The following is a 24,078-nucleotide window of genomic DNA, read 5'->3' as shown; positions in this document are numbered from 1 at the left end:
GACCGGTATGATGTCGCTCTCCACCAAATCGAACTTCGCCAGGCCCGACGACGCCTTCCGCGCCATCGTCGAGGCGCATCAGGGCCTGAGCGAGATCGAGAGCGCCGAGCTCGATGCGGCGCTGGTCCTGATCCTCGCCAACCATATCGGCGACATCGACGTGCTGCGTGAGGCGATCACGCTCGCGAGGCGCCGGATGATCGATAGCGTTCAGCAACAGCAACAGCAGCAACAATAGGCCGCTGCCGACACAGGGAATGAACTGATGGCGAAAGGTTTCGCATCCACCACGGATCTCGGCGAGAAGAAGGTCACCTTCTCCGAGATCGGCCCGGATCTCTATGCGTTCACGGCAGAGGGCGATCCGAACTCGGCGGTGATCGTCGGCGACGACGGCTGCATCGTGTTCGACGCGCAGGCGACGCCGGCGATGGCCAACAAGGTGATCGAGCGTGTCAAGACCGTCACCGACAAGCCGATCAAATATGTCGTGCTGTCGCATTACCACGCCGTGCGCGTGCTCGGCGCCTCGGCGTATCACGCGCAGGGCATCGTCGCCTCGCAGGAGACGCATCGCCTAATCGTCGAGCGCGGCCAGCAGGACTGGGATTCCGAGTATGGCCGCTTCCCGCGCCTGTTCCAGGACGCCGAAAGCATTCCGGGCCTGACCTGGCCGACGCTTACTTTTGAAGGCGAGATGACGATCCATCTCGGCAAGCGCGAGGTGCAGCTGATCCAGCTCGGCGCCGGCCACACCTCCGGCGACATCGTCGCCTGGGTGCCGGATGCCGAGGTGATGTTCTCCGGCGATCTGATCGAATATCACTCGGCCTGCTATTGCGGCGATGCCTATCTGCGCGAATGGCCATCGACCCTGAACGAGATCCGCGACTTCAATCCGAAGGCGATCGCGCCCGGCCGCGGCGATGCGCTGAAGGGCGAGGCGACCGTGCGCGAGGCGATCGCGATGACGCGCGACTTTGTCAGCTCGCTCTATGGCGCGGCGGAGATGTCGGTCGCCAAGGGACGCAGCCTGAAGGAGTCGATGGCGGCGACGCGCGAGGTCATGGACCCGAAATTCTCGAGCTTCGCGATCTATGAGCACTGCCTGCCGTTCAACGTGTCGCGCGCCTATGACGAAGCCAGCGGCATCGACGATCCCGTGATCTGGACCGCCGAGCGCGACCGGGAGATGTGGGCCCGCCTGCAAGGAGAAGGATGATGAATGTCAACACATCGCCTGACCGACTGCACCGCGCGTCGGGACAGGTCACGCCAGGCTACATGTCCGGCTTCGGCAATTCGTTCGAGACCGAGGCGCTGCCCGGCGCGCTGCCTCTGGGGCGCAACTCGCCACAGCGCTGCGCCTACGGCCTCTACGCCGAGCAACTGTCCGGCTCGCCGTTCACCGCGCCGCGCGGCTCCAACGAGCGTTCCTGGCTTTATCGCATTCGCCCGTCGGTGAAGCATTCCGGCCGCTTTACGAAGGTCGATGCCGGGCTGTGGCGCACCGCGCCCTGCCATGAGCAGGAGATCACGGTGCAGCAGTTGCGCTGGGATCCGGCGCCGATCCCGTCTGGCGAGGTGACGTTCCTGCAGGGCGTGCAGACCATGACGACCGCGGGTGATGCCGCGACGCAGGCCGGCATGGCGACGCACGTCTACGTCATCACCAAGTCGATGGTCGACCAGCACTTCTATGATGCCGACGGCGAGCTGATGTTTGTGCTGCAGCAGGGACGCCTGCTGTTCGTCACCGAGTTCGGCCGCATCGACGGGGAGCCCGGCGAGATCGTGGTGATCCCGCGCGGCGTCAAGTTCCGGGTCGAGATCCCGGCGGGACCGGCGCGCGGCTATCTCTGTGAGAACTATGGCGGCGCCTTCACGCTGCCGGAGCGCGGGCCGATCGGCGCCAACTGCCTCGCCAACGCCCGCGACTTCTTGACGCCGGTGGCTTCGTATGAAGACAGGGACACGCCGACCGAGCTCTATGTCAAATGGGGCGGCGCGCTGTTCAAGACTGAGCTGAAGCACTCGCCGATCGACGTCGTCGCCTGGCATGGCAACTACGCGCCGTACAAATACGATCTGCGCACCTTCTCGCCGGTCGGCGCCATCGGCTTCGATCATCCCGATCCGTCGATCTTCACCGTTCTGACCTCGCCCTCGGAGACGGCTGGTACCGCCAACATCGACTTCGTCATCTTCCCGGAGCGCTGGATGGTGGCCGACAACACCTTCCGTCCGCCGTGGTATCACATGAACATCATGTCGGAGTTCATGGGCCTGATCTACGGCGTCTACGACGCGAAGCCGCAAGGCTTCGTGCCGGGCGGAATGTCGCTGCACAATTGCATGCTGCCGCACGGACCGGATCGCGAGGCCTTCGATCATGCCAGCAATGGCGAGTTGAAGCCGGTCAAGCTCACGGGCACCATGGCCTTCATGTTCGAGACGCGCTTTCCGCAGCGGATCACCAAGCACGCGGCGGAGTCCGGCACGATGCAGAGCGATTACGCCGATTGCTGGAACGGCCTCGAAAAGCGTTTCGATCCGACCAGGCCGTAGCCACAACTCCCGCCGTCATTCCGGGGCGCCGCGTTAGCGGCGAGCCCGGAATCCATAACCACGATCGGTCATGTGGATGGAAAGCTGAGCTACAACCAGCCCGCGTCACACATCCGCTTGTGGTTATGGATTCCGGGCTCGCGCTTCGCGCGCCCCGGAATGACGAAAGGAGATACGGTCCCAACTCAGGAAAACATCTTGCCCCACCCAAACGATCCCTCGCTGCGTTCCTTCATCCCGGTCGATCCCACTTCCGACTTCCCGATCCAGAACCTGCCTTACGGCGTGTTCTCGGCGCAGGACTCGCCGAAGCCGCGGGTCGGTGTCGCCATCGGCGAGCACGTGCTCGACCTCGCGGTGCTCGAGGACGAGGGCCTGCTCGATCTCGCGCCCGCCTACGAGGTGTTCGCGCAATCCTCGCTCAACGCCTTCATGGCGCTTGGCCCAGCGGTGTGGTCGAAGACCCGCGCTGCGATCAGCGCGCTGTTGCAGCACGACAATCCGCGGCTGCGTGATGACAAGGCACTGCGCAGCCGGGCGCTGCTGCCACGCAAGGACGTCACGCTGCATCTGCCCTTTCACGTTGCCGGCTACACCGATTTCTATTCGTCGAAGGAGCACGCCACCAATGTCGGCGTCATGTTCCGCGGCAAGGACAACGCGCTGCAGCCGAACTGGCTGCACATGCCGATCGGCTACAACGGCCGCGCCTCCACCGTGGTCGTGTCGGGCACCAAGGTGCGGCGGCCGCGTGGCCAGTTGAAGCCGCCGACCGCCGATGTCCCGAGCTTCGGGCCGTGCAAGCGGCTCGACTTCGAGCTGGAGATGGGCGTCGTCATCGGCCGGTCCTCGCCGCTCGGCGAGATGCTGACGGAAGCGCAGGCGGACGCGATGATCTTCGGTTTCGTGCTGCTCAACGACTGGAGCGCGCGCGACATCCAGCAATGGGAATATGTGCCGCTCGGCCCGTTCCAGTCGAAGGCGTTCGCGACGTCGATCAGCCCATGGGTGGTGACATCAGAGGCGATGGAGCCGTTCCGTGTGCAAGGCCCTGCGCAGGATCCCGCCCCGCTGTCGTACCTGCAGCAGACGCATGCGCAGAACTATGATCTCGCGCTCGATGTCGCCTTGCACGCCTCCGGCAGCAATGCGGCGCAGACCATCTCGCAGACCAACTTCAAGTACATGTACTGGTCGAGCGTGCAGCAGCTGATGCACCATGCCTCGTCCGGCTGTGCGATGAGCGTCGGTGATCTCCTTGGGTCCGGCACGATCTCTGGCCCCGAGAAGCATCAGCGCGGCAGTCTGCTGGAGATCAGCTGGAACGGCACCGAGCCGGTCGAGCTCGCGGGCGGGACCAAGCGCACGTTCCTCGAGGACGGCGACTCGCTCGTTATGCGTGGCTGGTGCCAGGCCAGCGGCTATCGCATCGGCTTCGGCGAGGTCGAAGGGACGATCATCGCGGCCGAGTAGCTGCTCCATCCACCACCGTCATTCCGGGGCGGCCCGCAGGGCCGAGCCCGGAATGACGACGCGAGCGTTCAGCGCTCCTCCGGCATCACAACCTTCACGCCCGCTACGAACGTCGCGACATCCTCAGCCGTATACTTCAGGTGGACCCGTTTGTCGGACGGCTCTTGCCGCGTCGTGCAGACGCCCGGCCGCCATTCGCGCGACGGGCGGATCGGTCTAGGAGCGAACCCGCCGCCGCAGTTCGGGCAGACATTGAACAGCTTCGTCTCGACGCAATCAGCGCAGAAGGTGCATTCATAGGAACAGATGCGCGCGTCGTGCGCCTGGGGCGGCAGGTCCTTGTCGCAATATTCGCAGTTCGGCCGAAGCTGCAGCGCCATGGTCGTCTCGCGGCTGGTGAAGCCAGCGAAATGTCGCAAAATCGCGCGCAAATGAGGACGGCGAATTTCCCTCGATTCGGGCCATCGCCGTGCCAGCCTCGTCAGCCCGGCTTCAATGCCGACAGCGGCAGCCTGGCGCTCTCCTTGAGCCGGTCGAGCACGATCGAGGAGCGCACATGCGCCACGCTCTGGTGCGGCATCAGCACGTTGTTGACGATGTCCGACAGGCTCTTGAGGTCGCGCAGAACAAGCTTGAGCAGGTAGTCGGAATCGCCGGTCAGCGCATAGGCCTCCTGGATGTCGTCGACGCGGTTCACCAGCGCGCGGAACTTCTTGGCGTTGTCCGGCGAATGTGTCGCCAAGGTGATCTGGATGAAGGCGATCAGCTCGAAGCCGAGCGCGGCGCTCGCCAGCACGGCTCGGTAGCCCGCGATCACGCCGTCCTCCTCGAGCCGCATCCGGCGCCGAGAGCATTGCGAGGCCGACAGGCCGGCGAGGTCGGCCAGCTCCTGGTTGGTGAGCCGGCCGTCATCCTGCAGCGCCGCCAGGATGCGGAGGTCGAAGCTGTCGACGGAGATCATGCATCATTTCCCAAAGATACGCACGGATCGTGCACATTCCGGCAAAAATGACAATAGTTTGCATGCTTCGTGCGGCCAGGGCGGGTGATGATCCGTGAAATCGCCCGACCAGGAGAACTCGCCGATGGGTCCGTTTCCGCACGACGCGCCGCCTGCCACCATCTCCGCCGACAACCCGATGGGCACGGACGGCTTCGAGTTCGTCGAATATGCGCAACCCGAAGCCAGCGAGCTGCACGCGCTGTTCAAGCTGATGGGCTTCGCCGCGGTCGCGCGCCATCGGACCAAGGCGATCACGCTGTATCGCCAGGGCGACATCAACTATCTCGTCAACGAGGAGCCCGGCAGCCACGGCCACGACTTCGTCGCCGCGCATGGCCCCTGCGCGCCGTCGATGGCGTTCCGCGTCGTCGACGCGAAGAAGGCCTATGCGCGGGCGATCGCGCTCGGCGCCGAGCCGGCCGACCTGTCTTCGCAGCAGAAGACGCTCGATGTCCCCGCGATCAAGGGCATCGGCGGCAGCCTGCTGTATCTGGTCGATCGTTACGGCGCTAAGGGCTCCGCCTATGATCTCGAGTTCGATTGGATTGGCATACGCGATCCGCGTCCGGCGGGCGCTGGTCTCCATTACATCGACCACCTGACCCACAACGTGCATCGCGGCCGCATGGACGTGTGGACTGGTTTCTACGAGAAGCTGTTCAACTTCCGCCAGATCCGCTTCTTCGACATCGAAGGCCGCGCCTCCGGCCTGTTCTCGCGCGCGCTGACCAGCCCCGACGGCAAGATCCGCATTCCGATCAACGAGGATGCGGGCGAGTCCGGTCAGATCGAGGAATATCTCAAGATCTACCGCGGCGAAGGCATCCAGCATATCGCCTGCGGCGCCCGTGACATCTACGCCACCGTCGAGGGCATGCGCGGCGCCGGCCTGCCGTTCATGCCGTCGCCGCCTGATACCTATTTTGAGCGCATCGATGCACGGCTGCCGAAGCACGGCGAAGACATCGCCCGCCTGAAACGTAACGGCATCCTGATCGACGGCGAGGGCGTCGTCGAGGGTGGTCACACCAAGGTGCTGCTGCAGATCTTCTCGGCCAACGCGATCGGCCCGATCTTCTTCGAGTTCATCCAGCGCAAGGGCGACGACGGCTTCGGCGAGGGCAACTTCAAGGCGCTGTTCGAATCGATCGAGGAGGATCAGATCCGCCGCGGCGTGCTGAAGGTGGAGGCGGCGGAGTAAACCAAGCAGAGGTCGTCATTGCGAGAACCGGAGCGACCAAGCAATCCAGACTTCCGTCTGCGCCCTGGATTGCGTCGCTTCGCTCGCAATGACGATGCGCGCGAGAGGTAAAGTCACGCCAAACAACCGCTGTCGTCCCGGGCAAGCCTGACGCCGCGCCAGCGGCGGCAGACGCCGACCCGGGACCCATACCGCGTGATTTATCTGTAGGGCACGGTCGCAGATAGCCTTCGCAAAACGACCGACGGCGGCTATGGGTCCCCGCGTTCGCGGGGACGACACCGAATTTGAGGCGACGGCGTCGGCCGCATCGCAGCGATCGAGCTTACCGCCCCGCCTGCCACGCACTCACCAATGCCCCAATCTCCACCACCTCCGGCTCGCGGATAGTCGACGGCGTGCGCGAGAAGCGGGGAGCCGGGGCCGGCTGGGTGACGCCGTGGCGCTCGACGAACACGCCGCGCGCGGCCATGTGCGCGTGCTTGGGCGCCTCGGACATCGTCAGCACCGGCGCGAAGCAGATGTCGGTGCCTTCCATGATGGTGCACCATTCTTCGCGCGTCTTGCTCTTGAACACGCCGACCAGCTTCTCCTTCAGCGCCGGCCATGCCCGTGGGTCCATCTGCGCGTCGAAGGTGGGATCGGAGAGATCGGCATGCTGACGCAGCAGCGCGTAGAACTGCGGCTCGATCGATCCGATCGAGATGAAGTTGCCGCAGGCGCATTCGTACACGCCGTAGAAATGCGCACCGCCGTCGAGGAAGTTGCGCTCGCGCCCTTCGGTCCAGCGGCCCATCGCGGTGAGGTCGAAGAACATCGCCAGCAGCGACGCCGCGCCGTCGCACATCGCGGTGTCCACCACCTGGCCCTTGCCGGACTTCGAGGCTTCCAAGAGCGCAGCGAGTACGCCGACGACGAGATAGAGCGCGCCGCCGCCGAAATCGCCGACCAGATTGAGCGGCGGCACCGGGCGTTCCCTAGGTCCGATCGCGGCGAGCGCGCCGGTGATCGAGATGTAGTTGATGTCGTGGCCGGCCGCCTGCGCCAGCGGCCCCTCCTGGCCCCAGCCTGTCATGCGGCCGTAGACGAGTCTTGGATTGCGCGCGAGCACGACATCGGGTCCGAGGCCGAGGCGCTCCATCACGCCGGGTCGAAAACCTTCGATCAGCGCATCGGCGCCGGCGAGCAGGTCGAGCACCTCGGCGATGACGGCGTCGTCCTTGAGGTCGAGTTCGATGACCTTGCGGCCGCGGCCCGCGACCGACTTCATGTTTTTCCGCGCGCCGACGCGATCGAGCGTCACGACCTCCGCGCCCATGTCGGCCAGCAGCATGCAGGCAAATGGTCCAGGTCCGATGCCGGCGAACTCGACGATGCGAAAGCCCGCGAGCGGTCCGGTGGCGCGGGTCTCAGTCTGGGGTGCGATCTTGTCGAGCACGTCGTAAAATCCTTGTTGTCTTCCGCGCGTGACGCTGCTGATCGGGCGACCACCATAGCTGCGAACGACATCCTCCCCTCGAGGGGGAGGGTCGATCGCGAAGCGATCGGGGTGGGGTGATGCCCCACGGCCGGTGCTTCAGTCATTCACCCCACCCCGGCTCACATCGCTGCGCTCATGTGAGCCGACCCTTCCCCCAGGGGAGGGTGGGAATGGGTGGCTGCTGTCGGCCTCATTCAAGCGTCATGACGCGCGAATGGCGTTTCCTCATGCGCGATTGTCCCGCGTGTATCAGGCCAACGCAAGCGCGCTGTATGCCGCAAAGCAAAACGGCGCGCATCGCTGCGCGCCGTTTGGAATTTGATCTGCCGTGGTGCGGAATGATCCGCGTTGCGAGTTCAGCCTGCCGCTTGCACCGCGCGCTGCGCCATCACCTTCACCAGGTTGGCGCGGTAGTCGGAGGAGCCGTGGATGTCGCTGAGCAGTCCGGCAGACGACACGGTCACGCCGTCGATCGCCGAGGCCGACCAGTTCGACTTCAGCGCCGCCTCGATCGCCGATACGCGCATCACGCCGCTCTGCGAGGCGCCGGTGGCAGCGACGCGGACATCGCCACCCCTAGTCTTGGTCACGAACACGCCGGTCAGCGCGAAGCGCGACGCCGGGTGGCGCATCTTGGCGTAGCCGGCCTTCTCCGGCACCGGGAACGACACCTCGGTGATGATCTCGCCGTCCTCGAGCGCGGTCGTGAACAGGCCCTTGAAGAAATCCTCCGCCGAGATCGTGCGCTTGTTGGTCTTCACGGTGGCACCGAGCGAGATCAGCGCAGCCGGGAAATCCGCCGCCGGATCGTTGTTGGCGATCGAGCCGCCGATGGTGCCGCGATGGCGCACGGCGGGATCGCCGAGCACCGAGGTGAGGTAGGAGATCGCGGGGATCGCCTTCTTCACGTCCGCATTGGTCATGATGTCGTAATAGGTCGTCGCCGCCTTGATCACGAGCGTGTCGCCCGTCAGCTGCGCGCCGATCAGGTCCTTGATCTTGCCGATGTCGATGACATCGGACGGGCTGGCGAGGCGCTGCTTCATCACCGGAAGCAGCGTGTGGCCGCCGGCGAGGAACTTGGCTTCGCTGCCCTTGGCGAACAGCGCCGCCGCTTCGTCGACCGAGGAGGCGCGATGGTAGGTCGTCTCGTACATGGGAAGCTCCCTGAATTTTTTCTCGAGATGATCCCGGTACGCGCGTCTCGCGCGCAGACCCGGACTCTCGAAGGTTCAAACTGTGCGTCCGATTCCGGGGCGCGCCTGCACGCGCCCCGGAATGACGATCAACCGTGGATCGCGTGCCAGACGCGGTCGGGCGTGGCCGGCATTTCCAGCTTGTTGTGGCCGATGGCATCCGTGATCGCGTTGATCACGGCGGCGGACGCGCCGATCGCGCCGGCCTCACCGCAGCCCTTTACGCCGAGCGGATTGCCCGGGCACAGGGTCGTGGTGTGGCTGAGCTTGAACGACGGCACGTCGTCGGCCCGCGGCATCGCATAGTCCATGAAGGACGCGGTGACCGGCTGGCCGTTGCTGTCGTAGATCGCGTGCTCGAGCAGCGCCTGGCCGATGCCCTGGACGAGTCCGCCATGGACCTGGCCTTCGACGATCATCGGGTTGATCAGCCGGCCGAAATCGTCCGCCGCGACGAAGTTGACGAACGACGTCTTGCCGGTGGCCTCATCGACCTCGAGCTCGCAGATGTAGGTGCCGGCCGGGAAGGTGAAGTTGGTCGGATCGTAGAAGGCGGTCTCCTTCAATCCGGGCTCCATGCCGTCCGGCAGATTGTGTGCGGTGTAGGCGGCGAGCGCGACCATCGGCAGCGCGATCGATTTGTCGGTGCCGGTCACCTTGAACTCGCCGTTCTCGATGACGATGTCGCCTTCCGACGCCTCTAGCGCATGGGCTGCGATCTTCTTGGCCTTGGCCTCGACCTTCTCCATCGCCTTCAGGATCGCGGTCAGGCCGACGGCGGCTGAGCGCGAGCCGTAGGTGCCCATGCCGAACTGCACCTTGTCGGTGTCGCCATGGACGATCGAGACCTGGCTGATCGGCACGCCCAGACGTTCGGCGATCAACTGGCAGAACGTGGTTTCGTGGCCCTGGCCGTGGCTGTGCGATCCCGTGAGGACCTCGATGGTGCCGACCGGGTTGACGCGGATCTCCGCGGACTCCCACAGGCCGACGCCGGCGCCGAGGCTGCCCACCGCCTTCGACGGTGCGATGCCGCAGGCCTCGATGTAGCAGGACAGTCCGAGGCCGCGCAGCTTGCCCTGCGCCTTGGCCGCCGCCTTGCGCGCCGGGAAGCCGGCATAGTCGATCGCCTTCATCGCCGAGTCGAGCGAGGCGTTGAAGTCACCGGTGTCATAGGCCATGATCACCGGGGTCTGATGCGGGAACTGGGTGATGAAGTTCTTGCGCCTGAGATCGGCCGAATCCACCTTGAACTGCCGTGCCGCCGTCTCCATCAGCCGCTCGAGCAGATAGCTTGCCTCGGGACGGCCCGCGCCGCGGTAAGCGTCGACCGGCGTGGTGTTGGTGTAGACGCCCATCACCTCGGCGTAGATCGCCGGGATGTTGTACTGGCCCGACAGCAAGGTCGCGTAGAGATAGGTCGGCACCGAGGACGAGAACAGCGACATATAGGCGCCGAAATTGGCGTGGGTCTTGACCCGCAAGCCGATGATCTTGTTGTCGGCGTCGAACGCCATCTCGGCCTTGGAGATGTGGTCGCGGCCGTGGGCGTCGGTGAGGAACGCCTCGGTGCGGTCGCCGGTCCATTTCACCGGGCGGCCGACCTTCTTGGAGGCCCACAGCGCCACCATCTCCTCGGGATAGATGAAGATCTTCGAGCCGAAGCCGCCGCCGACGTCAGGCGCGATCACGCGCAGCTTATGCTCTGGCGCAATGTTGTAGAACGCCGACAGCACCAGGCGGGCGACGTGCGGGTTCTGCGAGGTCGTGTAGAGCGTGAAATGCTCTTCGGCGGTGTCGTAATCGGCGATCGCCGCGCGCGGCTCCATCGCATTGGGGGCGAGCCGGTTGTTGGTGAGCTCGAGGCTCACGACATTGGCGGCCTTGGAGAAAGCGGCATTGACAGCGGCTTCGTCACCGATCGACCAGTCATAGACGACGTTGCCGGGAGCTTCCGGGTGCAACTGCGGAGCCCCGGGCTTCAGCGCTGAGGGCATGTCGGCCACGGCCGGCAGCTCCTCGTATTCGACCACCACCGCTTCAGCGGCATCGCGGGCGATGTTCTTGCTCTCGGCGATCACGACCGCCACGGCCTGGCCGACGAAACGCACCGTCTCCGGCGCCATCGCCGGCCATGCGCCCATCTTCATCGGCGAGCCGTCCTTGGAGGTGATGGCCCAGCCGCAGATCAGGTTGCCGACCTTGTCGTCGACGATCTGCTTGCCGGTGAGCACCGCGACCACGCCCGGCATCGCCTCGGCAGCCGACGAATCGATGCTCTTGACCTTGGCGTGGGCGTGCGGGCTGCGGATGAAATGGGCATAGGTCATGCCCAGCAGCTTGATGTCGTCGACATACCGGCCCTTGCCGGTGATGAAACGCTTGTCTTCCTTGCGGACGACGCTCGCGCCAATGCCTTCCATACCCATGCGAATCTCTCCCTACCGGAGTTCTGTTGTCCCGCCGCGGCCATCGCGCGTGGCGGTCTTGGTCTCGGTATTTGATCGAATGACGTCTGCCGCCGACGGTTCTAGCCGGCCGCCCTTACTCAGCAGCCTGGGCGACCTTCATCCGGCCCGCGGCGTCGAGCACCGCCTTGACGATGTTGTGATAGCCGGTGCAGCGGCAGATGTTGCCTTCCAGCTCCTCACGCACCGTGGCCTCGTCGAGCTCGCCTCCGTGGCGGTGCACAATATCGATGGCCGACATGATCATGCCGGGCGTGCAATAGCCACATTGCAGGCCGTGATTGTCGCGGAAGGCGGCCTGCATCGGGTGCAGCTCGTCGCCCTTGGCAATGCCTTCGATGGTGGTGACGTTGGCGCCGGCGGCCTGGGCGGCCAGCACGGTGCAGGACTTCACCGAGCGGCCGTCGATATGGACGACGCAGGCGCCGCATTGGCTGGTATCACAGCCGACATGGGTGCCGGTGAGATTCAGATGATCTCGCAGGAGGTGAACGAGCAGGGTGCGATCCTCGACCTCGACCGAGACCGCTTTGCCGTTCACCGTCAGTTTGACTGTCGACACGAGTAACCTCCCGATGAATTATTCTTATTCTGATTAGAAACAGCGCCCTCATGACTTTGCAACTCGAATTTTCGTCTCTGATGTCATTGCGACGTCTTGCGTGCGGCATCGGCGATTCGGTCGCATGTGGCGCCGGCGCGCGGCGGCACCATCGCCGCCTCGAGGCCGGACTGTACGCGGATGCTGCCCATTTACCGGCCTTTAGCCATTGTGACGTAGTTTTGATCACGGTCTGGTGCTTTGCATCCGGGCTGGACGGCTCTGGTCAATAAAGAATCGACTGTCGGGGGTGGGAATGTCTGCGCATCTGGCGCCGCAGTCGCGGCGTGGCAATTTTCTGACCCTGCGCTTCCGCGCCAAGATCTTCCTCGGTTTTGCGGTCGTGTTGGCGATCTCGGCGGCCAGCATCGGTTTTGCTTATGTCGGGTTTGAAAAGGTGGCCGCCGCCGTTGCATCCTATCGGGTGAGCGTCGCGGAGGCCGATGCTGCCAGGACCATCGACCGCGAGCTCGTCTCCTATCAGGCGCTCGCCCGCTATTTTGCGCTGACCGGCAAGCCGGAGGACGAGGCGGCCGCTACGGCGGCTCAACAGTCGTTGCAAGCCGCGATCGACAAGTCGATGGCGGCAACCCGCGCCGCGGAGCGGCGGGCGCAGCTCGGCAAGCTGCAGGTGCAGTTTCAGACCTTCGCCAAGATCTTCTCGGACATCGTCGCCTTGACCCGCGACAATGCGAAGCTGGCGACCGACCAGATCGGCATCATCGGCAACAAGATCCGCTACAAGTTCGACGACCTGGCCGATACGGCGGCGCTGGCGGGGCTGTCCAGTGTGCAGACCACGGCCAAGGACCTGACCGGCCAGTATCTGACCGCCTCCGCCCTGGTCGGCACCTTCATCGCCAAGCCCGATCCCAAGACGGCGGATGGCGCCATCGCCCGGACGCGTTTCCTGGAAACGTCGCTGGTTACGATCTACGCCAATGACGACAAGGTGACGCAGCGTGTCACCGAGCTCGGCGACCTCATCAAGCAGTATCGGGCCGCTTTCATCAAGTTCTCGGACAACTCCAAGGCGCTGGCGAAGCTGGTGCAGGACATGGGCAACGCGGCCACCGAGATCCTGGGCTTGTCGAACGGACTGAGGTCCGACCTTGCCGCCGACCAGCAGCGGATCGAGGACGCCAGCAATGCCACCATCGCCGAGCTCGAAAGGCTGATCGCAATTCTCGCCGTCGGCGGTCTGGCGCTCGGCGCGGCCCTGGCGCTGATGCTCGGCAACGGTATTTCCAAGCCGATGATCACGATGTGCAAGGCAATGCGCGAGCTCGCCTCCGGCAATTTCGACGTCCGGCTGCCCGGCCTCGGCCGCAGCGACGAGATCGGCGAGATGGCCGCCGCGGTCGAAGAGTTCAAGGTCCAGGCGGTTGCCAAGGCCGAGCGCGACGCCGCGACGCAGGATGCCCAGAACAAGGCGGCCGGCGCGGCGCGCCGGGCCGAGCTCATCCGCTTCGCCGACGAGTTCGAGACCGCCGTCGGCTCCATCGTGTCCAACGTCTCGACCTCGGCGGAGCAGCTCGAACACGCCGCCTCGACCTTGACGCGCACCGCGGAGACCACACAGTCGCTGGCGAGCCGCGTCAGCGGCACCTCCGACCAGGCCACCGGCCGCATCCACTCGGTGGCGAGCGCGACCGACGAGCTGTCGGCCTCGGTCGACGAGATCGGCCGCCAGGTCCGCGAGTCCAGCCGCATCGCCGAATCGGCGGTCGCCCAGGCCGAGGAGACCGACGGCCGCATCGGCAAGCTGTCCCGCGCGGCGCAGGAGATCGGCGACGTCGTCAAGCTGATCACCGCGATCGCCGAGCAGACCAATCTGCTGGCGCTGAACGCCACCATCGAGGCGGCGCGTGCCGGCGATGCCGGCCGCGGCTTCGCTGTCGTCGCCTCCGAGGTCAAATCGCTGGCCGAGCAGACTGCCAAGGCGACCGACGACATCTCCAACCATATTTCCGGCATGCAGGCGGCGACCCAGGAGTCCGTGACTGCCATCAAGCAGATCGGCGGCACCATCCGTCAGATCTCGACCATCGCCTCGTCGATTGCGACTGCCGTGGAGCAGCAGGGCGGCGCGACCCAGGAAATCGCGAAGAACGTGCAGAGTGTCGCGGCGGGCACGCAAGAGGCGGCCTCCGACATCACGCAGGTCAATCGCCGCGCGACCGAAACCGGCTCTGCGTCGGAGGAGGTGTTGCGGTCGGCCCAGTCGCTGTCGTCGGAGAGCGCGCGGCTGCGCGAGGAGCTCAACCGCTTCATGGCCAACATCCGCGCGGCGTAGGTCTCGCCGGGATCAGGCCGGCCGCCACCGAGCCGGTCAATGCTGTGTGTGGCCGGCTGCCCCGCACTCCGCCGCCATCCCCCGCGAAAGCGGGGATCCATACCCCGCAGCGGTCGTTTGAAGGACGGTATCAATCGCGTGCCGCAATCGCGCATCACGCGGTCTGGATCCCGGGTCGCGCTCGCTCCGCTCGCTTGCCCGGGACGACGGCGCAGAGGATGCGCCCACCTTTTCCTTTAACGGCGGTTCTCCACCAGCGCGGCGCGCTGCATCGCCGAGTTCCCGCGCCCGTCCCGGGAACCCTCCTCACGGCGAGACGTTGGGTCGCAGCGGCAGGGTTTGGCTGCCGCATTTGCTTCATCCTCTCGGTCAAGCATGCGGTGCGACCTGCGCCGTCGCATTGGGATTCCATGGCACCCCGACAGGCATCCGCACCCGATCCTCGCGTCGTCACGCCAGTGCCGCTATCTGGCGCGCCGACGGGCGATAGGCGTGGCGGCGGGCTGATCATCGAGACCAGCATTCCCTTTCGGCTCGATGATCTCCGCTGGAGCGGGTTTCATACCCGCGTCGTGCTCGCGCTCGGCATCACCTGGGTGCTCGATGGGCTCGAGGTGACGCTCGCCGGCGCGCTGTCGGGTGCATTGAAGCAGAGCCCCAGCTTGCACTTTTCCAATCTCGACATCGGCCTCGCCAACAGCGCCTATCTCGCGGGCGCGGTGCTCGGCGCCCTCGGCTTCGGCTGGCTCACCGACCGCATCGGCCGCAGAAAACTGTTCTTCATCACGCTCGCGCTCTATCTGTCGGCCACCGCCGCGACCGCGATGTCCTGGAACGTCGCCAGCTACGCGCTGTTTCGCTTCCTCACCGGCGCCGGCATCGGCGGCGAGTACACCGCGATCAACTCGACGATCCAGGAACTGGTGCCGGCGCGCTATCGCGGCTGGACCGATCTGATGATCAACGGCAGCTTCTGGCTCGGTGCTGCGCTAGGCGCGGTCGGCGCCATCGTGCTGCTCGATCCGGATGTCGCCGGCCCCGATGTCGGCTGGCGGCTCGCCTACGGCATCGGCGCTTGTCTCGGCCTCGTGGTGCTGATCATGCGGATGTGGATTCCGGAAAGCCCGCGCTGGTTGATGATTCACGGCCATCCCGAAGAGGCACACCGGATCGTCGCCGCCATTGAGCGCGACGTCACCGGCCACGACCGCGAGGAGCGCGCAAGATCGCTGCCGAAGATCCGCCTGCGCATGCGCGACCACACGCCGCTCGCCGAGGTCGCGCACACGCTGTTCTCGGTCTATCGCCAGCGCTCGCTGGTCGGACTCACCCTGATGATCGCCCAGGCCTTCTTCTACAACGCGATCTTCTTCACCTTCGCGCTGGTGCTGACCGATTTCTATGGCATCAAGTCCGATCATGTCGGGTGGTACATCCTGCCCTTCGCAGCCGGCAACGTGTTGGGGCCGCTGCTGCTGGGACGGCTGTTCGACACGCTCGGCCGCCGCGCCATGATCACCTTCACTTACGGCGTCTCCGGCGTGCTGCTCGCGCTGACCGGCTATCTGTTCTCGATCGGAGTGCTGAGTGCGGAGACGCAGACCGCGGCCTGGATGGTGATCTTCTTCTTCGCGTCGCCCGCAGCGAGCGCGGCCTATCTCACCGTGTCGGAGAACTTTCCACTTGAAGTCCGCGCACTCGCCATCGCGTTGTTCTATGCTGTCGGCACCGGCATCGGCGGGGTCGCCGGGCCTGTGCTGTTCGGCGCGCTGCTCGACAGCGGCGCGCGCGGTGCCGTGTTCGCCGGATACCTGTTCGGCGCGGCACTGATGGTGACGGCGGCGCTCGTTGCCTGGCGTTATGCGGTCGCCGCGGAGCGCAAGTCGCTCGAAGAAGTCGCGCGTCCGCTCGCCGTCATGGAGTAGATTATAATGTCCGAGAATTCAGAACTGATTGCAGCGCGTATGTCCACCTTATCCGATGAGCCGGCCGAGACCGTTCCGGCACCCGCGAGCCTGGTGCCGCATCTGCGCGAGGTCGCGATCCTGCTCGACATCGACGGTACCCTGCTCGATCTGGCGCCGACGCCGCGCGAAGTGTGGGTCCCGCCGGGACTGGCCGAGACGTTGAACATCTTGCTGCGACGAACCTCCGGTGCATTGGCGCTGGTCTCCGGCCGCTCGCTCAATGACATCGATCTCATCTTCGCGCCGGAGATCTATCCCGCCGTCGGCGGCCACGGCGCGGAGATGCGGCTCGCCAGCGGCGGCGAGGCCGATGCCATCAAGGCGCCGCCGATGGACAAGGAGCTGAAGCGCCGACTGGCCGCGATCGCCAGGCTCAGCCCCGGCATTCTGCTCGAAGACAAAGGCTATTCGCTGGCGCTGCATTATCGTCTTGCGCCGCAGGCGGAGAAGGCGATCTACGAAGAAGTATCGCGCATCCGCGCCGAGCTGCCGGGCGCACCGATCGAGGTGCTGCCCGGCAAATGCGTCTGCGAGATCAAGCACGCCGGCTTCACCAAGGCGAGCGGCGTGCGCGAACTGATGCGGCGCGCGCCGTTCGAAGGGCGCAAGCCATTCTTCATCGGCGACGACGTGACCGACGAATCGGTATTTGCGATCATGCCCGATTTTGCCGGCCTGTCGTTCTCGGTCGGCCGGCGCGCGCTCGGCGTCGACGGACATTTCGACGCACCGGACGACGTGCGCGCGTTCCTGTCGCGCCTCGCGCAAGGTGGAACTAATTCAGTGCCGCCGCGCTGAGCACAGCAGTTTCAGTTGTGGTTCCATTTGTAGTTCCATCTGCGTCGCGTTCGCACAGCGCGCATTCCGCTATTGATTAGAAATGCTCTGACTTGCTTTACGCTGTGATTACATCGCTCCGCTGCCTGAATTTGGTTTCAATTGGTTGAAAGGGTGGCCCGGAACCATATTGATGAACAGCTGTTAACCGACATGATCAACAGGAGGGGAGCTGTGAACCTCGTCGTGGTTTCGAATCGGGTGGCGCGTGGCAAGGCCAGCGAGCCAATGACCGGCGGACTTGCGGCAGCTCTGCTGCCCGTTGTGGAGAATTCTGGGGCAGTTTGGGTGGGTTCCTCGGGCCGTGTGCGTGATGGCGCGCAGATGGAGCCGATTGCGCAGATCGAACAGATCGGCGCCGGCGCGCTGGCGCTGTTGGATTTTCCCGCCGCGCATTATGCCGGCTATTACGAAGGCTTCGCCAATTCCGTGCTCTGGCCGGCGCTGCATTCTCGCAGCGATCTGATCAGCATGTCGCAGGACGACTATCGTTCCTATCGCGAGGTCAACGCCTTCGTCGCGCGCGCACTGCTGCGGTTCCAGAAGCCGGATACGCTGTTCTGGATCCAGGACTATCATTTTCTCTCGCTCGGCGCGGAGCTGCGCACGCTCGGCGTGAAGAGCCCGATCGGCTTCTTCCTGCACACGCCATGGCCCGCGCGCAGCGTCATCGACAGCGTGCCGAATCATCGTGATCTCGTGAATGCGATGCTCGCCTACGATCTGATCGGCTTCCAGACCGAGGACGATCGCGAGAACTTCAGCGCCTGCATCCGCGCCGATCTCTGCCTCCAGGTGCGCGACGGCATCGTCAAATCGCGCCATGGCCGTACGCGTCTCGCGGTCTTCCCGATCGGCATCGATGCCGACAAGTTCGCGGCATCCGCCGCCAAGGCGGCATCGCATCCGGACGTGTCGCGGCTGCGCCGCAGCCTGCATGGCGAGAAGCTCGCCATCGGCGTCGACCGGCTCGATTATTCCAAGGGCCTGGTTAACCGCATCAATGCCTTCGACCGCATGTGGACGATGCATCCGACGCTGCTGCGCGCCGCGTCGCTGCTGCAGATCGCGACGCCGTCGCGCGAATCGATCGAGGCATATGGCAATCTGCAGAACGAGGTCGCGCGTCTCGTCAGCGAGGTCAATGGCCGCCACGGCGAGGCTGACTGGACGCCGATCCGCTATCTCAACAAGGGCTACGGCCAGAACGTGCTGGCCGGGCTCTATCGCAGCGCACAGGTCGGCGTGGTCACGCCGATGCAGGACGGCATGAATCTCGTCGCCAAGGAGTATGTCGCGGCGCAGAGCCCGGTCGATCCCGGCGTGCTGGTGCTGTCGAAATTCGCCGGCGCCGCCAACGAGCTCGATTCCGCGCTCATCGTCAATCCGCACGACATCGACGGCATGGCGCGCACCATCGCGATGGCCTTGTCGATGCCGCTCAACGAGCGCCGCATGCGCTATGAGCTCATGATGGCGAAGCTGCGCCGTCATTCGATCCAGCAATGGTTCGCGGATTTTCTGGAGGCGCTGCGGGACAACGAGGCTCAGGAGGCCGCCGAGATCGAACCTCTGCCGGCGGCGAGGGCAGGATTCCTCGCCAGCCGTCTGGTGACATCGAGCGCCCGCTATCACTGAAGCCAGCCGAGTTGCCGGAGGCGCAGCGGCGCCTCAGGCTCTTCAGTGGCAGTAGGACACGCCCTCCAACACGGCGCAGCGCAGCTTGTTCGGCGAGCTCGGATTGTCCATCGGCACCATGCCGTTGCCTTGGCCGACGAACACGCCGGGCCCGACCACCACGGAGGCCTTGTTGCCGACGATGACGGACGGGTGCGGCTTCAGGCTGGACCTGGTGCCGTCCGGCCACAGGATCGCATCGCCCTGCCAGATCCCCTTGCGGCCGTCGTCGCAGGTCACGTCGACGCCCTGCTTGGTGCATTGATCGGCGCGCGCCGCGCCGGCTGCGATCACGCTCAGCATCGCGGACAGCAGGACGGCGAGGCGGGCAGGGACGTATGACGGCATGGCGGAGAATCCCTCATGGACAGCCCGGAGCGGCGGGCCGCAAATCAGTGGTCGTGCGGCTCGGCCGGCCGGTTCATCAATGGGCCGGCGAGGGCGGCGGTGGCCCCCGATCGAGCCCGTAACGAGGGCGGATTGATGATTTTTATCAGCGATTTGGGGGAAATTTGCCGCCGGGGCCTCCGCTCGGCTTGCAAAACGCCGCGGACCCCGCCAAGAGAGGGCCGCCGGAGAGATGGCCGAGTGGCTTAAGGCGCACGCTTGGAAAGCGTGTGTGCGGGAAACCGTACCGTGGGTTCGAATCCCACTCTCTCCGCCAGATCGGCCCGGCGGCGCCGGTTCTCCGGGCGACATCGGTGGCAGAAAAGCCCAGTATTGGCGGGCTTTTTTCATTTTGGCTCCCGACCGCGACAAAGCGCGGCTCTTCGCCGGGACTTTCCTATCTGCTGCAGGAGATGTTCGGCTGGGCTGACGAAACGCGACCGTGTCAACCTTTCCGACGGCGGACACATCGAGAACTTCGGCGTCTACGAACTCCTTCGCCGGCGCTGCAAATACATTGTCGCAATAGACGGCGAGCAGGATCCGAAAATGACGTTTGGTGGCCTGACGACGCTACAACGTCTCGCCGCCATCGATCTTGGTGTAACGATCGATATCGGGGTCGGCCAGCTGCGCCTAGGTGAGAAAGGGCTCCACGACAGGGCAACCTGACCGTGAACTTGTCGGTCGAGCGGCTCGTTGCAACTCTCCAATCCCTTCATTTGTCCGGCCCGCTCGCCTTGGCGATGTCCGCGACTTCCGCGTCCGTGATCGATGGATCGCTGTAGAACCAAGCCTCGCGCCATTTGGCCCCAGAGAATTTCGGCGAAGCATGTTTCGCTCTAGGCAGTCAACGCGCTTAGCCTTGGCGCGTCAGCGCCGGCGGGGTTTCGAGACGGGTTAGGTCCTCAAGCTGATTGGACGCGACCTCGATTATCGCCGAGAGCGCGCTCTTCTTGGCCGCAAGTCTGGCGATCGGATCCGCGATCTGATCCGCCGTGCTGTGAGCCACGACCTGATTCAGGACCTGGACGAGGGGTCCCCACGGGCCTACGGGATGCGGGACGCCGTTGACGAAGATGACGCCACCTCCGTCCACCGCTACCCCGCCAAAAATCTCGCCGACGATTTGCGGGACACGAATGCGTTCCGCCGCACGGTAGTGCAAGGTCAGTTTGGCATATTGCTCGATCTCGTTGATCTCATCTACCTTCACGCTAGTGAAGCTAGTGAAACTGATGGCTTCGCTGCCCCAGGTGAACCGGTCACCTGCGACCAGATCGCTGGATCCCGACGATCCGATCATGCGATATGAATATCCTTCGTTGAGGCGATGGACGAAGACGGCCGGGCGTGGAAAGGCCGCATCCCAGTCCTCCGGCACGCGGAATTCGACTAAGAAGCCGCCCGCCGTGCCGGGAATTTCAGCAGCGAGGGCGCCGGGAAGACTGCGCGAGTGCAGCGGCCGTAGCACCACCTGTTGGGTAAAGGAAGAGTTCGCCGCCTTCCACACGCGCGATTCGTCCAACCAACCCATGTTGCGCATGTTGGCCGAGCATAGCCCCGGTCCGATCAGGGTATAGTTCGGGTTCGGTTCCGAATAGCACCCGTCCCAAGTGCTCATGGCGTCCCAAGGGTCTCTATAATCGTCGGTCAATCCATCTACCCTACTGTGCTGGAGCCCGTATCCGTGGCCCATCTCTTGGCCAAGCACTGCCGGCTGGAAAGAGCCAGGGTCGCAGAGAGCCGCCATGCCGCCGACAGAACCGAAGAGGTCGGTCAAGGTATTCATCGCAACCACGACACCGGAAAACTTGGATAGATCCACTCCGGCGGCCGAAGCCTTGGCCTTCCCCGCGGTGATCAGACCTCCGCGGTCGAGTTGGCCCGGTCCAGGCGCTGCCCTGCCAACGTAAGCGCTTTGGGGCTGATCTAGGGTGTACCACCCGAATACCTGACTACCGGAAAGATCAATCGACCCATGGGACATGGTATCGAAGTAGTCGGTCATGTTAAAGGAACCAGAACCTTCGGCCGTAAACAACTTTTTGAAAAAATCGATTGGCCTCGGCTCGTCGTTCTTGTCACTCCACTTGGTCAGAATAATCGCCCATGGCGTCGCGCGGGACATTCGACCCTCCAAAGTTTGAACGTCGGACCTAGCGAATGACGTAAGGTGTCTTCGACGCCGTGATGCAGAGCGGCCCACCGCCGTCTAGCGCAGAGGTGTGATTGCCCATAGATACATGACAAACCGAGGTCATCGCCCGTCTGGCTTTATCGAACTACGTTGGGCAGGACGAAGGTGACAGCAACCTGCGCCAGGACAGCGCCGGCCTGCACGGCAACGAGGGTGTGCGCGCCGGCGTCCCGTGCGGGGGGGCTTTGCATCTGCTGGCAGATGGTGCCGTTCGCGCGCACCGTCGCCGTGCCCAGCATGGCGCCGGTTGGGGTGTCCAAGTTTATCGCCACTGTGCCAGCCGGAAAACCCGCGCCGAACAACATAAAGGTGTCGTCGGTTCTCGTTGAGCTGATTGCGTGATTCGGGCAACCCATCTCACCATTGAGCTCGCCGACCATCATGATCGACGCCTCGCTCCCCGGCACCGTCACCTGGATAATCGCATCCGCCTTCGCATCGCGGATAACCGCGTGGATGGTGTGCGTGTTGGCCGACGTCCCAAGCGGGATCGTGATGGGGGTCTGGAATTTCCCCTGAGCGTTGACGCTCACCTTGCCTAGCGGCGTACCGCCGTCCAGCGTGAGGACCACTTCGTCGTTTGTGGCGTCGGTCTTTGCCGTGAGCACGTGCAGCATCACGCTCCACGGGCTGCACGTCATTAGGTCGCAATCGCGGGCGCGGAACTGGTATGCCGTGTTGGGCGTCAAATTGGTGGCATCGTAGTCCCCCACGCATCCGCCATTCGCATCGCCCGGGAGAGACTGCATAGCGAGCGGGCCGCCAACCCGGCCCCATTCAAGGGCAGTCGCGCCGCCGAAGCAAGATAGCCCCTCGTGCTGCAAGGACACCGGCAAGGCGGTGGCCAGGTTCGTATTCTGCGGGAAGTGCTGGCCGTTAAGCTGCACGGTGTCACCCGCCCTTACCAGCGGCTGCGTGGTCGAAATCATCGGCCGCGTGAACGATCGCGGCGGGTTGAGAACCGGCACACTCAACGATGGGGCCGCAATGCCCACATGACTCGCCCGGAGGATAATCCCCTGGCGCAAGTCAATCTCGGTTTCGAGGTCGCCGAAGGCGGCGAGAATGCTGGATGCGCCCGGCGTCTTTCCGGTACACGCGTCGCCCGTCCGGAGTTCGTTGAACGCGTCATCGATGGGCAGCGGCTGAGGCTGCACGGTACTCGTGATCGCCGCCTCTGCCGCCACGAAGCCTTGCCCGGAGAAGAAAAAATGTGCGAATTCCGCGGATGCGTTCTGAAAGTCGAACGAGGCGGCAACCACGTAGACTGTACCGTTTTCCGCGATGAGCTGGCAGAGGCCGGGCGTGCGTACGACCGTCACAATCTCGGTGGCAAAGTGAATGGTGAACCGGGGATTGTTCGGGCAGAAGATACTGCCTTTCTCGGGTGAGCAGGTTTGGGGAGACGTCGACGCGAAGGACACGGTGTTGTTCGTCAGCAGGTAGGCGAGGATCAACGTGGAGCCATATTGCTTGACGAGCATCTGCCCCGAGGCCGCGAGATCGCACGAGATGTTGTAGGCGCTATAGGAGGGACCGCGCATGGCCGTCTGCTTGATGACCTGCTGCTTGATGCCGTCCGGGCCGTCGCAGGCCTTCTCCCGAGGCGTCATCCCGGTGCTCGGATCTTTAGCGTTCCAAAATTGGTCAAACTGTGTGACGAGCGGCGCCGAGAAGAACTGGCTCATCTTCGGGCCGAATAGCCCACCTGGCAGCGGCACGCTAACTGGCTGGCCAGTCTCGCGGTCGGGGGCAAACAGACGGAGCTGAACCTTCAATCCGGTGATATCAATCGGGCTGGTATAGACCGGCAGAAATTGCGCGCGCGGCTCCGAAATGCCGCCTAGCAGCAGCGTTAGTGCGCCCGCAGCAGCGAGCAGGCAACCGAGCGGGCGCATGCGTGTAATCATCTTCCCGCCTCCCGAGCGCCGAAGTATTTTATATTGATTTAATATACTCCATCACGGTCTCGCTTGAACGTCAATGGGTAGAACTATCTAAGGTAGAACTATCTAAATGGCGCTCCGACTTGCCACTCGGCGCTGTCAGGCGGCCGTTCTTTTTTCGTCCGTCCTCGTTCCACGGCGGCCGAGAGACAGAGCGTGTTGTCCCACCGGGCTGGAAGAGCCCTACTTAAAATGGCGAGGGCCTTCATCCAACGCCGGCGAGCATATCTGCTTTGGCGGCCGATCGCCGCAACGGACGCCTTCTGTCACTTAATAGCGGAGTTATTCCATGGCATTGGGTTGGTGGAAAGCGCACGGATCGGTCCGCGCAATAGATTGGCGCTCCGAAGTCGGCCGGATTCTCGCACCGCGCAGGCGGTCTCACTCCGTCAAGTGCTCACGCAACTGACGGCGGCCAGTCAAAGGCGGCCGTGGTCCGTTTGTCTCAAACGCCGGCGACTTTGACCGCGCGTGGTGGTGCGCTCAATCCGCTGTGAGGCTACTCGGAGAAGATTCGACCCCGAGTCCTCTCCCACCGCCAGCTAACCGTCTCGATCGTTCGCCATTGTCCAAAATCATCGTAAAAGCTGCGATGTAGGCGGGAGACTCTGTACTCCCTTACGCCTGCCCACCTCGACGAGGCATATCGTGGATATCGCGCTTGCCGGCAGAACGGCAGATGTCGAGCCTCGCATCGGGATGCAGGGCGGACGGGCGCCGATATTGACCGCCATATTTCCCAGTCGATGCGCCATTGATGAGGCGACGTGCCTTGGCC

19 protein-coding genes and 1 tRNA gene are annotated in these 24,078 nt (G+C 64.3%); 11 read left to right on the top strand and 9 right to left on the bottom strand.

All coding sequences use genetic code 11. The features are described from left to right. Positions 1–10 precede the first annotated feature (10 nt). From LQG66_RS20805 to fahA, 4 genes are all read left to right on the top strand, one after another. Positions 11–238 carry a DUF2783 domain-containing protein gene (locus LQG66_RS20805; RefSeq protein ID WP_231317548.1) on the top strand — a complete coding sequence of 76 codons (228 nt, stop codon included), beginning with the start codon at positions 11–13 and terminating at the stop codon, positions 236–238. A 27-nt stretch (positions 239–265) separates the two neighbouring features. Continuing rightward, positions 266–1,222, top strand: a complete 957-nt coding sequence (locus LQG66_RS20800; RefSeq protein WP_231317547.1) for an MBL fold metallo-hydrolase — start codon at positions 266–268, stop codon at positions 1,220–1,222. Beyond that, a complete protein-coding gene (gene hmgA, locus LQG66_RS20795; RefSeq protein WP_231317546.1) occupies positions 1,222–2,568 on the top strand; it encodes a homogentisate 1,2-dioxygenase in 1,347 nt (448 codons plus the stop codon). Before LQG66_RS20800 ends, hmgA begins: the two co-directional genes overlap by 1 nt. A gap of 198 nt (positions 2,569–2,766) precedes the next feature. Further along, positions 2,767–4,041, top strand: coding sequence for a fumarylacetoacetase (gene fahA, locus LQG66_RS20790; RefSeq protein WP_231317545.1), 1,275 nt, complete (start codon positions 2,767–2,769; stop codon positions 4,039–4,041). A 68-nt stretch (positions 4,042–4,109) separates the two neighbouring features. On the opposite strand, the gene LQG66_RS20785 is transcribed toward fahA, so the two are convergent. Both LQG66_RS20785 and LQG66_RS20780 read right to left on the bottom strand, forming a co-directional pair. Then, positions 4,110–4,421, bottom strand: coding sequence for a DUF1272 domain-containing protein (locus LQG66_RS20785; RefSeq protein WP_231317544.1), 312 nt, complete (start codon positions 4,419–4,421; stop codon positions 4,110–4,112). A gap of 101 nt (positions 4,422–4,522) precedes the next feature. Beyond that, on the bottom strand, positions 4,523–5,002 hold the full coding sequence (locus tag LQG66_RS20780; protein WP_231317543.1) for an Lrp/AsnC family transcriptional regulator: 480 nt from the start codon (positions 5,000–5,002) through the stop codon (positions 4,523–4,525). Between the two features lie 124 nt (positions 5,003–5,126). Between LQG66_RS20780 and hppD the strand changes: the two genes are divergently transcribed. Continuing rightward, a complete protein-coding gene (hppD, locus tag LQG66_RS20775; RefSeq protein WP_231327876.1) occupies positions 5,127–6,245 on the top strand; it encodes a 4-hydroxyphenylpyruvate dioxygenase in 1,119 nt (372 codons plus the stop codon). A gap of 325 nt (positions 6,246–6,570) precedes the next feature. On the opposite strand, the gene LQG66_RS20770 is transcribed toward hppD, so the two are convergent. From LQG66_RS20770 to LQG66_RS20755, 4 genes are all read right to left on the bottom strand, one after another. Beyond that, positions 6,571–7,683 carry a CaiB/BaiF CoA transferase family protein gene (locus LQG66_RS20770; protein ID WP_231317542.1) on the bottom strand — a complete coding sequence of 371 codons (1,113 nt, stop codon included), beginning with the start codon at positions 7,681–7,683 and terminating at the stop codon, positions 6,571–6,573. A 398-nt stretch (positions 7,684–8,081) separates the two neighbouring features. Further along, positions 8,082–8,882 carry an FAD binding domain-containing protein gene (locus tag LQG66_RS20765; RefSeq protein ID WP_231317541.1) on the bottom strand — a complete coding sequence of 267 codons (801 nt, stop codon included), beginning with the start codon at positions 8,880–8,882 and terminating at the stop codon, positions 8,082–8,084. Positions 8,883–9,010: 128 nt separating this feature from the next. After that, positions 9,011–11,350, bottom strand: coding sequence for a xanthine dehydrogenase family protein molybdopterin-binding subunit (locus tag LQG66_RS20760; RefSeq protein ID WP_231317540.1), 2,340 nt, complete (start codon positions 11,348–11,350; stop codon positions 9,011–9,013). A 115-nt stretch (positions 11,351–11,465) separates the two neighbouring features. Next, a complete protein-coding gene (locus tag LQG66_RS20755; protein ID WP_012040904.1) occupies positions 11,466–11,951 on the bottom strand; it encodes a (2Fe-2S)-binding protein in 486 nt (161 codons plus the stop codon). A gap of 295 nt (positions 11,952–12,246) precedes the next feature. Here LQG66_RS20755 and LQG66_RS20750 point away from each other — a divergent pair, with 295 nt between their 5' ends. The 4 genes from LQG66_RS20750 (at position 12,247) to LQG66_RS20735 (ending at position 18,728) form a co-directional block, all read left to right on the top strand. Next, entirely contained in the window at positions 12,247–14,286 is a 2,040-nt protein-coding gene (locus LQG66_RS20750; RefSeq protein WP_231317539.1) for a methyl-accepting chemotaxis protein, read from the top strand. A gap of 410 nt (positions 14,287–14,696) precedes the next feature. Beyond that, positions 14,697–16,211 (top strand): MFS transporter, encoded by a 1,515-nt coding sequence (locus LQG66_RS20745; protein ID WP_231317538.1) that lies wholly within the window; start codon positions 14,697–14,699, stop codon positions 16,209–16,211. Between the two features lie 6 nt (positions 16,212–16,217). Further along, on the top strand, positions 16,218–17,051 hold the full coding sequence (gene otsB / locus LQG66_RS20740; protein ID WP_231317537.1) for a trehalose-phosphatase: 834 nt from the start codon (positions 16,218–16,220) through the stop codon (positions 17,049–17,051). Positions 17,052–17,264: 213 nt separating this feature from the next. Next, on the top strand, positions 17,265–18,728 hold the full coding sequence (locus LQG66_RS20735) for a trehalose-6-phosphate synthase (RefSeq protein WP_231317536.1): 1,464 nt from the start codon (positions 17,265–17,267) through the stop codon (positions 18,726–18,728). 42 nt (positions 18,729–18,770) lie between these two features. Here the strand turns inward: LQG66_RS20735 and LQG66_RS20730 are convergent, their stop codons facing one another. Beyond that, the gene (locus tag LQG66_RS20730; protein ID WP_231327875.1) at positions 18,771–19,070 is read right to left on the bottom strand and encodes a hypothetical protein; all 300 of its coding nucleotides are present in this window, start codon (positions 19,068–19,070) and stop codon (positions 18,771–18,773) included. Between the two features lie 271 nt (positions 19,071–19,341). Here LQG66_RS20730 and LQG66_RS20725 point away from each other — a divergent pair. Beyond that, positions 19,342–19,431: transfer RNA gene (locus LQG66_RS20725), tRNA-Ser, on the top strand. Between the two features lie 56 nt (positions 19,432–19,487). Next, on the top strand, positions 19,488–19,826 hold the full coding sequence (locus LQG66_RS20720; protein WP_231317535.1) for a hypothetical protein: 339 nt from the start codon (positions 19,488–19,490) through the stop codon (positions 19,824–19,826). Between the two features lie 187 nt (positions 19,827–20,013). On the opposite strand, the gene LQG66_RS20715 is transcribed toward LQG66_RS20720, so the two are convergent. Both LQG66_RS20715 and LQG66_RS20710 read right to left on the bottom strand, forming a co-directional pair. Then, positions 20,014–21,285 carry a metallopeptidase domain-containing protein gene (locus LQG66_RS20715; RefSeq protein WP_231317534.1) on the bottom strand — a complete coding sequence of 424 codons (1,272 nt, stop codon included), beginning with the start codon at positions 21,283–21,285 and terminating at the stop codon, positions 20,014–20,016. Between the two features lie 146 nt (positions 21,286–21,431). After that, positions 21,432–23,264, bottom strand: coding sequence for a hypothetical protein (locus LQG66_RS20710; RefSeq protein ID WP_231317533.1), 1,833 nt, complete (start codon positions 23,262–23,264; stop codon positions 21,432–21,434). Positions 23,265–24,078: the final 814 nt, after the last annotated feature.

The sequence above is a fragment of the Bradyrhizobium ontarionense genome, from assembly GCF_021088345.1.
In the GTDB taxonomy this organism is placed as follows: Bacteria; Pseudomonadota; Alphaproteobacteria; order Rhizobiales; family Xanthobacteraceae; genus Bradyrhizobium; species Bradyrhizobium ontarionense.
Note: the sequence above shows the minus strand (reverse complement) of the source record. Positions and strands in the feature narration are given on the sequence as shown.

What these genes read in the sequence shown, in the direction of transcription:
- LQG66_RS20730 (WP_231327875.1), bottom strand. Translation starts at nt 19,070, where the DNA reads ATGCTGAGCGTGATCGCAGCCGGCGCGGCGCGCGCCGATCAATGCACC.
- LQG66_RS20805 (WP_231317548.1), top strand. Translation starts at nt 11, where the DNA reads ATGTCGCTCTCCACCAAATCGAACTTCGCCAGGCCCGACGACGCCTTC.
- LQG66_RS20785 (WP_231317544.1), bottom strand. Translation starts at nt 4,421, where the DNA reads ATGGCGCTGCAGCTTCGGCCGAACTGCGAATATTGCGACAAGGACCTG.
- LQG66_RS20750 (WP_231317539.1), top strand. Translation starts at nt 12,247, where the DNA reads ATGTCTGCGCATCTGGCGCCGCAGTCGCGGCGTGGCAATTTTCTGACC.
- LQG66_RS20710 (WP_231317533.1), bottom strand. Translation starts at nt 23,264, where the DNA reads ATGATTACACGCATGCGCCCGCTCGGTTGCCTGCTCGCTGCTGCGGGC.
- hppD (WP_231327876.1), top strand. Translation starts at nt 5,127, where the DNA reads ATGGGTCCGTTTCCGCACGACGCGCCGCCTGCCACCATCTCCGCCGAC.
- LQG66_RS20780 (WP_231317543.1), bottom strand. Translation starts at nt 5,002, where the DNA reads ATGATCTCCGTCGACAGCTTCGACCTCCGCATCCTGGCGGCGCTGCAG.
- LQG66_RS20760 (WP_231317540.1), bottom strand. Translation starts at nt 11,350, where the DNA reads ATGGGTATGGAAGGCATTGGCGCGAGCGTCGTCCGCAAGGAAGACAAG.
- LQG66_RS20765 (WP_231317541.1), bottom strand. Translation starts at nt 8,882, where the DNA reads ATGTACGAGACGACCTACCATCGCGCCTCCTCGGTCGACGAAGCGGCG.
- LQG66_RS20715 (WP_231317534.1), bottom strand. Translation starts at nt 21,285, where the DNA reads ATGTCCCGCGCGACGCCATGGGCGATTATTCTGACCAAGTGGAGTGAC.
- otsB (WP_231317537.1), top strand. Translation starts at nt 16,218, where the DNA reads ATGTCCGAGAATTCAGAACTGATTGCAGCGCGTATGTCCACCTTATCC.
- hmgA (WP_231317546.1), top strand. Translation starts at nt 1,222, where the DNA reads ATGAATGTCAACACATCGCCTGACCGACTGCACCGCGCGTCGGGACAG.
- LQG66_RS20745 (WP_231317538.1), top strand. Translation starts at nt 14,697, where the DNA reads ATGGCACCCCGACAGGCATCCGCACCCGATCCTCGCGTCGTCACGCCA.
- LQG66_RS20800 (WP_231317547.1), top strand. Translation starts at nt 266, where the DNA reads ATGGCGAAAGGTTTCGCATCCACCACGGATCTCGGCGAGAAGAAGGTC.